10 protein-coding genes are annotated in these 14451 nt (G+C 66.5%); 4 read left to right on the top strand and 6 right to left on the bottom strand.

The window, feature by feature from the left end:
* Positions 1-26: 26 nt before the first annotated feature.
* The gene (locus B9C43_RS00850) at positions 27-1001 is read right to left on the bottom strand and encodes an ACP S-malonyltransferase (RefSeq protein ID WP_084424161.1); all 975 of its coding nucleotides are present in this window, start codon (positions 999-1001) and stop codon (positions 27-29) included.
* Positions 1002-1119: 118 nt separating this feature from the next.
* Entirely contained in the window at positions 1120-2631 is a 1512-nt protein-coding gene (locus B9C43_RS00845; RefSeq protein ID WP_084424160.1) for an ArnT family glycosyltransferase, read from the bottom strand.
* A 215-nt stretch (positions 2632-2846) separates the two neighbouring features.
* On the opposite strand from B9C43_RS00845, the gene B9C43_RS00840 reads away from it, so the two are divergent.
* Complete coding sequence (locus B9C43_RS00840) at positions 2847-4112, top strand: cytochrome P450 (RefSeq protein ID WP_084424159.1); 1266 nt, start codon at positions 2847-2849, stop codon at positions 4110-4112.
* Between the two features lie 203 nt (positions 4113-4315).
* Here B9C43_RS00840 and B9C43_RS00835 read toward each other — a convergent pair whose 3' ends face one another.
* Both B9C43_RS00835 and B9C43_RS00830 read right to left on the bottom strand, forming a co-directional pair.
* Positions 4316-5869, bottom strand: a complete 1554-nt coding sequence (locus tag B9C43_RS00835; protein ID WP_084424158.1) for a hypothetical protein — start codon at positions 5867-5869, stop codon at positions 4316-4318.
* Positions 5854-6645, bottom strand: a complete 792-nt coding sequence (locus B9C43_RS00830; RefSeq protein ID WP_084424157.1) for an ABC transporter ATP-binding protein — start codon at positions 6643-6645, stop codon at positions 5854-5856. The genes B9C43_RS00835 and B9C43_RS00830 overlap by 16 nt, the downstream gene beginning before the upstream one ends.
* Before the next feature lie 185 nt (positions 6646-6830).
* On the opposite strand from B9C43_RS00830, the gene B9C43_RS00825 reads away from it, so the two are divergent.
* Complete coding sequence (locus B9C43_RS00825) at positions 6831-7208, top strand: hypothetical protein (protein WP_033393693.1); 378 nt, start codon at positions 6831-6833, stop codon at positions 7206-7208.
* Positions 7208-8392, top strand: coding sequence for a DUF418 domain-containing protein (locus B9C43_RS00820; protein WP_084424156.1), 1185 nt, complete (start codon positions 7208-7210; stop codon positions 8390-8392). Before B9C43_RS00825 ends, B9C43_RS00820 begins: the two co-directional genes overlap by 1 nt.
* A 55-nt stretch (positions 8393-8447) precedes the next feature.
* Here B9C43_RS00820 and B9C43_RS00815 read toward each other — a convergent pair whose 3' ends face one another.
* Complete coding sequence (locus B9C43_RS00815; RefSeq protein WP_084424155.1) at positions 8448-10781, bottom strand: penicillin acylase family protein; 2334 nt, start codon at positions 10779-10781, stop codon at positions 8448-8450.
* Between the two features lie 43 nt (positions 10782-10824).
* Positions 10825-12420 carry an acyl-CoA carboxylase subunit beta gene (locus B9C43_RS00810; RefSeq protein WP_033393689.1) on the bottom strand — a complete coding sequence of 532 codons (1596 nt, stop codon included), beginning with the start codon at positions 12418-12420 and terminating at the stop codon, positions 10825-10827.
* Between the two features lie 359 nt (positions 12421-12779).
* Between B9C43_RS00810 and B9C43_RS00805 the strand changes: the two genes are divergently transcribed.
* Positions 12780-14411, top strand: a complete 1632-nt coding sequence (locus tag B9C43_RS00805; protein WP_084424154.1) for an AMP-binding protein — start codon at positions 12780-12782, stop codon at positions 14409-14411.
* The last annotated feature ends 40 nt before the right edge of the window (positions 14412-14451 follow it).

Below are 14451 nucleotides of genomic sequence, written 5' to 3'. Positions count from 1 at the left end.
CGTCCGTACCCAACTCCGCGGCCCGTTCAGACCCGCCGGTAACGCAACACGCCCGCCTGGTTCACGGGCGTGACCTCGAAATTGCCTTTGGTGGCCGACAGCCGGTACCACATCCGGTCCAGCCCGACCACGCACAGCCGCCGCACCCCGAGCCCGGCCAACGCCGGGGCGGTGGACAGCCAGTTCAGCGGGCGTACGAACCCGTCAAGGACCATGTCCCGCACGCCGGCACCGGTCGTCACGACTGAGGCGTCCGCATCGGACACAATCGGCACAACAGGGTCCGCGAACACCAAGTCCGATAGGACTTCCTTCGCGATCCGCTCGCGCAGGGGCGCGAAGACACCGCAGTGCGCGGGCGGGCTCATCGCGTAGAGGGCGTACCCCCCGGCCTTCCCGATGTCCGCGGTGAAGTCCGCCAAGTGCCTTTCCGGCAACGTGATCAGGTAGTGCCCCTGGTCGACGCGACCGGAGACCTCGTGGAAGATCCCGCGTCCGGCCAGATCGGCGAGCACCTCGTCCATCCGCTCGGCAGGCACCCTCGTCACCACCTGGGTGACCAGCTCTTGGTGCGCGCCACGGAAGTAGCCCAGTTCGCACTCGCCGATCCGGGCGACCATCCGGACCGCGGCGTCGAACGGCAGACAGCCCGCGTACGCCGCCGCGATCTGTTCGCCGAAGCTCATCCCCAGGCAGTACTGAGGCTCGACATCCAGGTTTTCCCGTGCCCAGTCCGCCAGAGCGAGCGCGTTGACCAGGGAGGCGACGCGCGCGACTGGCGAGGCGTAGTCGTCTGACCCGCGCAGCGTCCTGGTCACCGACTGGCCGAGGACGTCGTCGGCGACGGCCAGCCGGTGCCGTGCGTGCGGGCTGAGCACCAGGAATTTGCCGATCTCGGCGAGCTTGAACGCATCGAGACCGGGAAAGAAGAACGCCGACGCCTGGCTGTCGTTTCCGGAAACCACGCGCGCCGGATCCACCACGGGAATTGTCCCGGTCATGATTTCCTCCCAGCAGACGGAATTCGCCGAAATCAGTGGACACGGAAATAACCGAATACCGCCGCTGGCGAGCATAGGGCGACTGTTTGGCGTAAGGACACCCCTACTCGACCCCGACTCAAGCGATGTGGCGCATCCGCTGCCACAGTCGCGGCCAGTCGTCCACCGGCTGTTCACACACCCACATCGGGACGTCCAGCGCCAGGTTCTTCAGCCCGCCGTACGGGTTGCCGGTCTTGCCGGCCGGACGCACGGAGCCGAAGAAACGCTGCAGCTCAGTGGGGTCACCGCCGACGAACAGCACTGTCTTCGTGCCGTCCGGCGGTGTGCCGAAGTACCAGTAACCGCGATGGGCGCTGTAGACGGTCTGCACGCCGCTCTGCGGGCCGAACTTGAACAACGCGCCAGCCTGGGCGTAGTCCTCTGTGAGCACGGCCGTGCCGTCGGGCAACTGCTTGTACGCCTCGCCAACCGAGGCCGCGAACTGCGGCCAGCCCACCGTCTGCACAGACTCTGCCTGTGCTTGCGGCGACGTGGCCAGCGACTGCACCGGGAAAACGGGCAGCATCAGCGCGACAGCAAGCGCCGCGGACGCCGTCAACGCGGGCCAGGCCACCCACGGCACCCACCGGGTCCGCGGCGACGGGCCGAGTCCCGCCGCACCCGCGGCCATCAGCAGCGGGAACATGCCCGCCAGGTAGTCCGCCCGGCCGTTCATCGCGATGAACACGACCAGCAGCCCGATGAACGACCAGCCAAGGAATCGCCACTGCCGCATCTGCTGGGCGGCCATCAACCGCCACAGCCCGAACAACATCAACACCGCGGACAGCCCGGCCAGCGACAGCAACGTGGGCACGTATCCCACGCGGCCGCCCGTGGCCTCGGCGGCCTGCGCGACCGCCTCGCTCATCTCCAGCTGTGGCCACCCGTTCGCCGCCTGCCATATCACCGTCGGCAGCGCGCACACCAGCGCGATCCCCGCGCCCACCCACAGCATCCGACGACGCAGGATCTCTCGCGGCCCGACGACCGCGGCCGCCACCGCGGTCACGACAAGCAAGAACACAATCAAGTACTTGGCCTGCAGCGCGATGCCGGCGCTCACACCAAGCAGCACCAACGCCCGGTCATCGCGGGTACGCACCCAACGGACAAGCAACAGCGTGGCCAAGGCCCAGAAGAACATGTCGAGCGAGTTCGTCGCCAACCAGTGGCCGACCAACAGAGTGATCGGCGCGGTGCCGTAGGCGGCCGACGCGATCACCTGTGCCCGTTTGCCGCCACCGAACTCACGCGCGATCGCGGCAGTGACCAGCATTCCCAGCACCACCAGCACAATCGCCGGCAGGCGCAACGCCACCAGCGAACCACCGGAGACGAAGTCCAGCGTCCAGGCCAGCACCGGCACGAGCGGCGGCTGGTCGACGTAACCCCAGTCCAGATGCGCTCCGGCGGCCAGGAAGTACAACTCGTCACGGTGGTAGCCGTAGGACCCACTTGTGAGCAGCAGCACCAGGCCGACCAGGCCGGCGAGGGCCCCGACGGCTCTGCCTGCGAAGGCAGGCCGCGTGTCGTCCACCACCGGTTCGGCGACCGGCGCCACGTGATCGGGCAGGATTTGTTTCACCGCAAATTCCCCCAACTCCCGTACAATTCGCTAAGTTCAACGGCTGCCCAGACGAACCGACAGTAACACCGCTCGGGCAGCGGAAGCCCAATTCACAGGGCGCATAGGGGACAAATAGGGGTTATTCCGAAGCCATTTTCGGGCGCATTCTCAGACAATGTGCGGCCTGCGCGTGTGCGCGGGCGGATGCTTCTTGTCCGGGAGGGGACGTTTCCATGGTGACGGCGACCAAGAGCAAAGCAGGAGACATCCGGCTTGGCGCCACTCTGTTCGCCGCGCGGGCGCTGGTCCGGCTCAGCGGGGTACTCGGTGATCCCTTCGCGGATCTGTTGCGCGGACAGGAGAATCCGTATCCCGTGCACGAACGCGTCCGCACGATGGGACCGCTGCACCGCAGCAAGCTCGGCCCGTGGGTGACCGCGAGCCACCCGCTGATCAACTCGATCCTGCGCGACAAACGCTTCGGAATCCGTACCAGCGACGGAAAACTGCCGTCGGCGCAACTCAAGGACGTCCCCAAGCTGGACGTGTCGTTCCTCGAACTCGACCCGCCGGACCACGGCAGGCTACGCAGGCTCGTCGCCCCTTCGTTCGGGCCACGCACCATCGAGCGCTTCCGCCCCGCGATCCAGCGCGCCTGCGACGACCTCCTCGACGAGCTGGACCACCACGACACCTTCGACCTGATGGACCAGTTCGCGACCCGGCTGCCACTGGCCGTGGTCGGCGAACTCCTGGGCATCGGCGACGACCGCTGGGACGAATTCCTCCAGCACGGCGCGGTGATCGGCGCGACCCTTGACGGCGTCAGTTCGGTGAAGTTCGCCAAGCAGCTGCGCGTGTCACTGCACGAGCTCGAAATCATGTTCGGCGAACTGATCGACCAGCGCCGGACCGACCCCCGCGACGACCTGACCACAGCACTGGTGCAAGCCAGGGCGGAGGAAAAGCTGACCGCGGACGAACTGCTGAACATCTTCGGCCTGCTGGCCATCGCGGGATCCGAGACGACCGCGAACCTCATCGGCAACGGAACACTCGCCTTGCTGCGTCACCCCGAACAGTGGGAGCAGCTGCGCGACAACCTCGACCTGGCACCGAAAGTCGTCGAAGAGACCCTCCGCTACGAGTCGCCGGTGCAGCAGTCGCAACGAGTCCCGCACGAGGACGTCGAACTGCACGGCACGAAGATCCCGGCCAACAGTCAAGTGGTCCTGTTGATCGGTGCGGCGAACCGGGATCCCGAGGTGTACTGCGAGCCGGAGCGCTTCGACATCCACCGGACGGACGTGCCGGACCACCTGTCGTTCTCCAGCGGCATCCACTACTGCATCGGCGCGCCGCTGGCGCGGCTTGAAGGCGACATCGCGTTCCGGGCACTGGCGACCCGGATGCCGAAGCTGAAGTTGAGCGGCGACCCCAAGATCCGCCGGTCGCTGGTGATCCGCGGGTTGCGGTCGCTGCCTCTCAGCGCTTCCTGAGCAGGGTTCAGAGGCTGAACCGGTGACCAGCTAACAGATCTCGCTGGGGACGGGAAAAGGGCTCCTGGCAACGAAGTGGGCGATCAAGCCACACTTCGAAGCCAGGAGCCCTTCTCTGTACGCACTCACAAACAGGCTCCACATAACGCTGAGCGGCGGACCGAAGTCCGCCGCTCAGGTGATCCGTGGCTGTGTATGGGGGGTTACACGCCTTGACGGACCACGCCAAATAGCTCCACTGCGCCCTCTTCGAGTTTCTGGCATGCGATGCGGCCACAAAGCCAGGCCATCACCGCACCGGTGATCACGCCCACGGGAACCGCGAGCCAGCTGAGCACCATGTTTCCGGTGACAGCGCCCTGGATCAGCAGTGCCAGGGCCGGGCCGACCATCGCGATCAGCAGCGGAATGATGCTCAGCTGCATGTAGTGCGGGTTCGTGCCGGACGTGAACGGGTTGCTGTCGGAGTTCTTGGGCACTGGGTAAGCCGCGATCACTGACAGCAGCACCACCGCACCAGAGCAACCACCGACCAGGGCGGGCAGCAGCGCCAGCACCCACGGCCACGCCCACGCCAGCCCGCTGATGGCCGTCAGTACCAACGTGAGCGCGATGCAGAAGGGCGCGACCACCAGCGTCCACGCGAGCTGCCTGCCGCGGACATCGGCGCGGGTCGAGTTCGGTGCCAGGATCGTGTGCCACATCCCGCTACCGTCCAAACCGTACAGATTCGACGTCTCCGCGCACGCCAACGCCAGCACGAACATCCCACCGAACGGCAACAGCTGCTCGATACCGCTCAACGCGGGCACAACCGCGCCCGGCAGGGCGGCCAACGAGGTGACCAGGACCGCCCGGCGCCGAGCATCCCGGCTCCAGGTCAGGATTTCCTTGTACGCCACCGCACCGAGCGGACTCGTCGGCAGCAACCGGGTCAGCACACCGGACCTGGTGCGCTGGTAACGCCCGCTGGCCGACCGGGTCGTGGTCCGACGCTCGATCAGCGGCGCCCACGCCAGCAGCAGGAGGCCCACCAACGCCGCCAGCCCCAGCAAAGCACCGACGGCGATCAGCCAGTCCGAGCGCCCCGCCGCCTCGACCGCAGACGTCGCCCAGCCCGACGGCAGGACGTGCAGCACCGCGGAGAACACCGGTGCCTCGCCCCGGATGACCGACGGACCCAGCGACTGGATGGGATACCTCAGCAGGAATCCGCACACACAAATGAACGCGACCAGCAACAGCGCGATGTCACGCCCACGCCGTGACCGCAGAGCGGCCCCGAGGGCAGCGATCACAACCCGCGCGAGCAACACGAAGAACGCCGTCTGCAGCACGAGAGCGGGCACCGCGAAGACGACCGCAGTCGTGCCCAGACCACTGGCCAGGACCACCAACGCGATCCCGGCAACCAGAGTCACCACGGCACCTGGACCGATGAACGCGATCCCCAGCAGCCCGACCGCCAGCTGACGCGAAGTGATCGGCAACAGCGAGAAGTGCTCCGGCCGCAGCGTCTCATCCCCGCCACCGGCCAGCATCGGCACCACGATCCAGCAGATGAACCACGCGAGGAACGCCAACGCGACCATGTCCGCGGTGATCGCGTCGGTGCGGAAGTCCCCAGCCGCGAGACCGATCGTCAGCCCGGCGGCGAGCAGACCGAGCAGGAACTTCCCCACACTGGTGATCAACTGCTCCCGGCGCAGCGAGTGCCGCGCCACGCTCAGCCGCATGCGGATCAGGACGCCAACCATTCCAGCCCCTCGACACCCTCGTTACGGCCGCCCACCAGCGCCACAAAAGCCTGTTCCAGCCCCTGTTCGCCGCCCTTGACCTGGTCGACGGGGCCGGCCGCGACGATCTTGCCGTCGGACATCACGCCGACGTGGTCGCACATCAGCTCCACCAGTGCCATCACGTGGCTGGACAGCACGACCGCGCCGCCCGCGGCGACGAACCTGTTGAGGATGGTGCGGATGGTGGCCGCGGACACCGGGTCGACGGCCTCGAACGGTTCGTCGAGGATCAGCAGTTTCGGGGCGTGCAGCAGGGCGTTGGCCAGGCCGATCTTCTTACGCATCCCGGCGGAGTAGTCGATGATCAACGTCCGCTCGGCCTCGTGCAGGCCCATCACGTACAGCAGCTCGTCCGCGCGGCTCTCGGCGACCTTCCGGTCCATCCCCCGAATAAGTCCGCTGTAGACAATGAGTTCCCTGCCGGTCAGCCGTTCGGGAACCGACAGGCCGTCGGGCAGCACGCCGATCAGCGCCTTCGCCTTGGCGGGCTCACGCCACACGTCCACGCCGAAGATCCGCACCGATCCCGCGTCGGGCCGCAACAGGCCGACGGCCATGGACAGCGTGGTGGTCTTGCCCGCGCCGTTCGGGCCGACCAGGCCGAAGAACGAGCCACGGCCCACGGTGAGGTCGACCGAGTCCACCGCGACTTTCGTACCGAAGGCCTTGCGCAGGCCGGAGATCACCAGCGGGCCGGCACCGTCGCCGGCGGCCGGGCTCTGTTCGTCAGACACAAAACAGATTTGACCACATCACGCGCCCGCGCACGCTCGTCAATCGGTACCAACGTCCGCCGGGGCCTCCTCCGATGTGATGAGCCGGAAATCGGCCCGAGTGCCGATGCCTGTCGGCGAGGATTTCCATACGCTCAGTGAGGTAGGAATGGCGGATTCTGCGTTTTCAATCCACGGGGGTCGCGATGACCGCGCGAGCGGCTAAGAAATTGTCTTTACTGCTGGTGCCAGTGCTCGTCTTCGCCGGCGGGTGCCGACTTTCCGAGGAGGCGGGCAAAGCCAAGGACAAGGCCAAGGTGTGTATCGAGGCACTGAACTTGTCGTCGATGGTTCCGGACTACAAGAACCGTGAGAAACAGTCGGGCGAGCTGGAGCGCCGCGCCAAGGAGCTGCGCAACCTCGCCGATTCGGCGGCCGACCGTGACGTGGCCGGCGCCGTCGGCGGCCTCGCCGACCAGTACGCCCGTGCTCAGCAGCGCAAGGCCGACACGGTGGAGGCGTTCGGCGGATGGGTCCGTGACACCGTGAAGAACATCGACAAACTCCGCGAGGTGTGTACTTGATGACCAGCAGCGGCGCTGCGAGATCCGGGGATCGGCTGATCCACATCGACGCATTGCGAGGATTCGCACTGCTCGGGATTCTCGCGGTGAACATGGCGCTGTTCTCATCCGGCTACGCCTTTACCGGTATCGCCGATCCAAATTTCTCCTCGTTCACCGACAACGCGGTCGAGTGGGCGGTGTACCTGCTTTTCACGATGAAGTTCTACCTGCTGTTCTCGTTTCTTTTCGGGTACAGCTTCACGCTGCAGCTGGATTCCGCGCAGCGCAACGGCCGTCCCTTCAAACCGGCCTTCCTCAGACGGCTGGCCGCGCTGTTCGTGCTCGGTGTCGCACACGCGGTCCTGCTCTTTCCCGGTGACATCCTCTCCACCTACGCCATCCTCGGGCTCATCCTGCTTGCCGTTCGCAACATCCGGCCGCGGACCGCGATCGTGCTGGCCGGTGTGCTGACTGTCGGCACCACGGCCATCGTGGTCCTGGTCGGACTGTCCGGTGCGGTCACGGCCGATCCAGCGGCCGCGCTGGTGGAGGGGCAGCGCGCCACCGAGGCGTTGCGCGGCGCGCCCAGCGAGGTGATCGCCGAGCATGTCCGTACCTTGCCGTGGATCCTGGGCACGCTCGCCGTGCAGGGGCCGCTTGCCTTCACGTCGTTCCTCATCGGACTGGCGGTCGGCAAGATCAAGGCATTGGGCGACCTCGGCCGCCACGAGCGCGTGCTGCGCATGCTGCAATGGGTGGGGCTGCCCGTCGGGCTGTCGGGCTCCTTGGTCTTCGCCAGCTTCGGCGGCACGCACAACACGCTGGCCACAGCCGTCGGCTACGCCACCGCACCCCTACTGACAGCTGCGTACGTGGCCACGATGTTGCGAGTGTTCTCCTCGCCACGGGCGTGGGTGCTCACTGAGTTCCTCGCAGCGGGTGGGCGGCTCGCATTGACCAACTACCTGCTGCAGTCGCTGGTATGCGCCCTGATCTTCACCGGTCTCGGCGCGGGTGTGATCGGGCAGATGAGCCCCGGCGTGGTGCTGTTGATGACCTTCGCGGTCTTCTTCGCCCAGATCATCCTGAGTTACATCTGGCTGCGGCTGTTCCGTTACGGCCCCGTGGAATGGCTACTGCGTGCGGTCACGTACGCGACTTGGCGGCCCCGGTCAGCCCGGCGGTTACCCTCGGCCGCCTGAAAAACGGGACGGCGGTGCCCAGCCTCACCTGGGCACCGCCGGTCGGAAAAATGTGTCAGCGTTTGGGAACCAGCACGAACTCCTGGACGGCGTTGCGCTCGACCGCGTCCCGGCTGTACACCAGCGGTACGTACTTGCCGGTGCGCCACTGTTCGGTCAGCGCCTTGTAGCCGGGGGAATTCGGGTCACCGGCCTGGCCGGGTGCGTTGATCACCTGGGAGGCGTCCCAGTTGCCGACGTCGAGCACCATCCGGAAGGACGGGCCGGACAGACGCTGGTAGTCCACCGGGTTGTAGGCAGAGGAGTTGACCGTGTGCCACGAACCGCCAGTGGGTACCGGCCCCGCGTTCCACCTGGCCGCGGTCGCCGCATCAGTCCTCGAGGCAAGCGGATGCGGGAACGGCGTCTTCAGCAGGTCGCCCCACTTCCACTTCGTCGAGTCGGCACCAGCCCGCTTCTTGGCGTCGTCGATCGCCGACTTCAACGTGCTCAGCAGCAACGCGTCGCGACGAGCGGCACCACCAGAGCCGAAGTACTTGTCCGGATTCTGCATGGCGTCCACCAGAACCGTCTGGTCAGGCAGGAAGATCGTGGCTGCCGTGTTCGGCGGCAGCACCGAGAACAGGAAGTTCGGTCCGAGGTGCCACATGAACCAGATCTCGAAGAGCAACGCGGCGCCGCTGTCCGCGCCCAGAACTCCGTTCCACGGCTTGAGCAGCGACAACGCCTCGGCGGTCGCCGGGTCGGTGCTGCTCAACGGTTGCAGCAGCGGCACAAGGCGCCGCGCCTGCATCGAAAGCACGTCGTTCTGCAACACGGCCGACTCGGCGATCGAACTCTTCGGCTTCGCACCAAGGACTTCGACAATGCGTTCGTACCGGGCCGCATTGCTCCACTCATAGCCGACGCTGGGTGCGGTGCCGTTGTACTCGTTGGCCGTGACGACCTGCCCGCTCGCAGGGTTGTGCACGCGGGGCATCGTCGTGGGCGGAATGAAGCCGTCCCACTCATACCTGCCGTCCCCAGGAACCGGCAGAAGACCGTCGTATCCCTTACGCACCGGGGCAAGGCCGCCAACCGCCAACCCGGTCTCGCCCGCCGAGTTCGCGTAGATGTGGTTCAGCCCGGGCGCACCCCATGTGTCCACCGACTGCCGGAACTCGCCGAAAGTCCTGGCCCGCATGTGCTTCAGGCTGCCGTAGTACGGCGACATGCCCGGCTGCAGCCACCCCGCACGGACCGCGTAGGCACGGTTGGCGGCAGTGTCCACTTTGATCACCGGGCCGTGCCGCGTGAACTGCAGCTGCACCGCCCTTGTGCCACCACCCGCTACCGGGACCTGCTCGGTCACGGTCGTCAGGTTCTCCCAGCCGGTGCCGTACTTGTACCGGCCCGGGTTCGCCGGGTCGAGTTCGTAGACGTAGAGATCTTCCTGGTCCATCGCCGAAATGGTCAGCCCGAACGCCGACACTTCGTTGTGCCCGATGGCGATTCCAGGCGCGAACGGCTCACCGGCGCCGATGACGTCCACACCTGGCGCGTTCAGGTGAGCCATGTACCGCAGGGAAGGCGCGGCCAGTGCCCGGTGCGGGTCGTTGGCCAGGATCGGCCTGCCGGTGGTGGTCCTGTTCGCGGCGAGAGCCCAGGCGTTGCTGCCTTCTTGCTTGCCCGCCAGGGACTCGGACTCTCCGGCGAGACCGCCCGTGGCCAGGCTGAAGGTCGCCAGCACGTCGGCGGGCAACGAGCAGGGGTCCAGTCCGGCCGGGACCGCGGGCTTGTGCGCGGGCTGCAGGTCGGCCCGGAACCGGTCGGCGTCGATCCCGCCGACGCAGGCGATCTTGGCCCTGGACACCTCGCTGGTGAGGTTCTGGCTCAGCCCGTGCGCACGGATGCGTACCACGTCTTCCGGCGCCCACTTGGCTGGCTGGTAGGAGAACTTCTTGAACTCCTCAGGCATGGCCGCCGGGTTGGCCCTCAGGTAGTCCACATAGGAGTTGACGCCCTCGGCGAATCTGGTCGCCGCTAGTTTGCCCTCCGGCCCGTAGGAGTTCCACTCCCGGGTCATGTCCCCGCGGTACAGCATCAGCCTTGCGGCCCGGTCCTGCTCGACGAACGACTCGCCGAACACTTCGGACAGCTGGCCAAGTCCCTTGCGGCGCCACAGATCGATCTGGAAGATCCGGTCGCGCGCGGCGTTGAAGCCTTGTGCGAAGAACAGATCCGCGGTGTTGCTCGCGTAGATGTGCGGCACGCCCCATTTGTCGACCACTATCCGCACCGGCAGTTTCAGCCCATCTACAGCCTGTGTGCTGACCGCGCCCGCCGCTGGGGGCACCGACAACAGGCTGAGGACGATCAGCACTGTCAAAAGTCGTAATCGCCGTCGCATCGGATTTTCTCCTCTTCGTGTCTGTTCGATCGCGTCCGGCGGTTCACAGCGGGATGTTGCCGTGCTTCTTGGCGGGCAGGCTTTCTTGCTTGTCGCGCAGCATCGCCAGCGCGCTCGCCACCAGCAGCCGCGTCTGCGAAGGCTGGATCACCGCGTCGATGTATCCGCGTTCGGCCGCGAAATAGGGATTGCTGAAGTTCTGCTCGTACTCGGCGGTCAGCTTCTCGGTCGCTTCGGCACGCTCGGTCTCGCCCAATTCCGCCAGCTTGCGCTTGTTCAGCACCTGGACCGCGCCGACCGCGCCCATGACCGCGACTTCAGCGGTAGGCCAGGCGAAGTTGACGTCCGCGCCGAGGTGCTTGGAACCCATCACCGCGTACCCGCCGCCGTACGCCTTGCGCAGCACGACCGTCACCTTCGGCACGGTCGACTCGGAGTAGGCGTACAGCATCTTGCTGCCGCGCCGCAGGATCCCCCGCCGCTCCTGGTCAAGACCCGGCAGGTAGCCAGGCACGTCGACGAAGGTCAGGATCGGGATGTTGAAGGCGTCGCAGAAGCGCACGAATCTCGAGGCCTTCTCGGAGGCGTCGATGTCCAAGGCGCCGGCGAGGAACCTCGGGTTGTTGGCCACCACGCCGACGGTGTGCCCCTGGACCCGGCCCATTCCGCACACGACGTTGCGCGCGAAGCCGGCCTGCGTCTCCAGGAACTCGCCGTCGTCGACGACCCTGCCGATCACGTCGAATATGTCGTAGCTCATGTTGAGCGAGTCCGGAATCAGCGTGTCCAGGTCGAGGTCGGACTGCGTGATCTCCGGCGAGAAGTCGCTGTCGTACACGGGCGGATGCGACATGTTGTTGTCCGGCAGGTGCCCGAGCAACGTCTTGAGCCACGAGGCGGCGTCCTGCTCGTCCGCGCCGACGAAGTGCACGTTGCCGGTCTCCATGCTGACTTCGGGACCACCCAGCTCCTCGAAAGTCGTGCGCTCCCCCGTCACCGTGTGCACCACATCCGGGCCCGTGACGAACATGTACGAGATCTCGTCAGCCATCGCCACGAAGTCGCCGAGCGAGGGAACGTAGGCGGCGCCGCCCGCACAGGGACCGACGATCAGCGAGAGCTGCGGGATGACGCCGGAGGCTCGGACCACCCGGCGGGCCAGCGTGGCGTAGTAGCCCAGGGCGTCGACGCCCTCCTGGATCCGCGCACCCGCCGAGTCGTTGATGGTGATCATCGGACAGCCGACCTTCATCGCCATGTCGATGGCCTTGAGCACCTTCTCGCCATGCGCGACGCCCATGCTGCCGCCCAGCACAGTGAAGTCATGCGCGTACAAGCACACCCTGCGGCCGTCAACCGTGGCGAAGCCAGTCACCGCGCCGTCGCCGTACGGGCGGTTGTCCTCCATGCCGAAGTCGTTGCAGCGGTGCCGGACGAACGCGTCGATCTCGACGAACGAGCCGGGGTCGACGAGCAGCTCGATCCGCTCCCGGGCGGTCAGCTTGCTCTTGGCGTGCTGGCGGTCCAGTGCTCGTTTCTCGGCGGTCTGTATCTCGTCCCGCCGCAGCGAAAGGTCGGCCAGATGGTCCGCGGTGGTGGATTTGCGAACCGGGCTTTCCGACGATAGTTTCCCAGTCATTCGCAACCTCTCCCTCGCATTGGCAACCGGCAATGCTGATCAGCAGGTGTTTAGCCGGATATTTCCCCCTGGCCGCACGCTACTGACACCCACGCGCGCGATAAGCCCCTAAATACCACCAGTGAACCCCTATCGCACCGCCCCCGACCAGGTCGGCAGAGCCGGACTAGGGTTGCCAGCCACCCGTGCCGGGGCGACGCTCCCGGTAGACGCAAAAGTCTGCGCAGACTGATTTAACACGCCGGGCAACGGCCGGGGAAATTCCACGCGACTGTGCACCCATCGCCAGTGTCGGCGGTTGCAGGAAACGGTTGTGTCCTTCCCATGCGGCCTGCCAGGACACGGAAGGCTCAGCACACATGCCACAAGCCATGCTGGACGGTGCGACACTCGGCACCTGCCTGACCAATCTGGCCAGTCGTTCGCCCGATTGCGTCGCGCGATTCCCCGACACGGGAGCCGCGTTGACCGCCGCGGAGTTGGATCGGGCCTCGGTCGGCGCGGCACACGCGTTTCTCGACGCGGGCATCCGCCCCGGCGACCTCGTAGGGGTGGTGGTCCCGGCCGGTCCACAGGTGTTCACCACCCTGTACGGACTGTGGCGGATCGGCGCGGCGGTGAGCGTCCTGCCGGTGGCCGTGGGTTTCGGCGCAGCCGCTTCTGCCGCGCAGCGGCTCGCGGCGCTGATCACCGACGCCGACATCCGGAAGGTCGTACTGGACCCGAGTTACGCGGCGATCGGCCAGGAACTGCTCGACATCCTGCCTTCGCTGTCTGTTGTGGATGCCGGCGTGTCCATGCCTGGCGCGGCATGGCGGCTGCCGGCAGTGTTCGAGGACGACCTCGCGGTCGTGCAGTTCACGTCCGGCAGCACGGACACCCCGAAAGGCGTGATGCTGCCGCACCGGAACATGATCGCCGGGCTGCTCGCGTGCGTGGTCAGCGGCGATTTGTCCACCGAGGACAAGCTGGTCCAGTGGGTGCCGACGTACCACGACATGGGCTTGATCTCGCTGATGTCGTTCTTCCTCAACGGGTGTGACGTACACCTGTTCAGCCCCACCGCGTTCCTGCGCAGGCCCGCGCAGCTTCTGCAGTACTTCGCCGAGGTCAGGGGGACGGCGTTCGCCAGCCCGAACTTCATCTACGAGTTCCTGCTCGACGCGGTGAAACCCGACCTGTTACGCACACTGGACCTCTCGAACTGGCGGCTGGCCTACAACGGCGCCGAGCCGATCAGCGCGGCGACCATCCAGCGGTTCACTGAGACCCTTGCGCCCTGCGGAGTCCGCGACAACGTGATGTTCCCGGTGTACGGCATGGCCGAGGCGACTCTGTCGGTTGCCTATCCCGAGCCGGGCAGCGTGCCGCGAACCGTGACCATCGACCGGAGTCAACTCGGCCGCAGCAGCCTTGTCCGCGTCGTACCCGAACTCCACCCCTCAGCCAAGACAGTCGTCGCAGTCGGCAAAGCCGTGCACGGCATCGACATCCGGCTGGTCGACTCGCTCGGTCTGCCGTGCGGGCCGGGTGAAGTCGGGCAGATACAGATCTCCGGCCCGCCCGTGACAACTGGCTACTACCGCGCTCCGGAGATCAACGCCTTCGACGGTCCTTGGCTCAGCACGGGCGACCTCGGTTTCCAGCTCGAAGGGGATCTCTTCGTGCTCGGCCGGACCGAAGAGGTGATCGTGACCGCTGACCGGCACTTCTTCCCCGACGACATCGAATCCGTTGTCCGGGACATTCCCGGTGTTTACCAGCGTCGTTGCGTGGCCTTCCCGGACCGGGCACAGGTCGGCGTGATCATCGAAGCTGGTGACGCACACACCGAGCACGTGCGTGCCGAGGCAGAGCGCCTGCTTTTGAGCGAATTGAATCTGGATCAGGTGAGCGTGCGCGTGGTCAGGCCCCGGTGGATCACCCGCACGACGAGTGGGAAGTGGCAGCGTGCCTTGGCTTCCCGGCGCTTGGCCGCCGCAGCCGTCTGACGCAGCAGTACAAAAGGGTCGCCGCGAGCGCGGCGACCCT

This window comes from Kibdelosporangium aridum (assembly GCF_900176515.1).
Lineage (GTDB): Bacteria > Actinomycetota > Actinomycetes > Mycobacteriales > Pseudonocardiaceae > Kibdelosporangium > Kibdelosporangium aridum.
The sequence above is the reverse complement of the archived record's forward strand: the minus strand, read 5'-3'. Positions and strand labels throughout refer to the sequence as shown.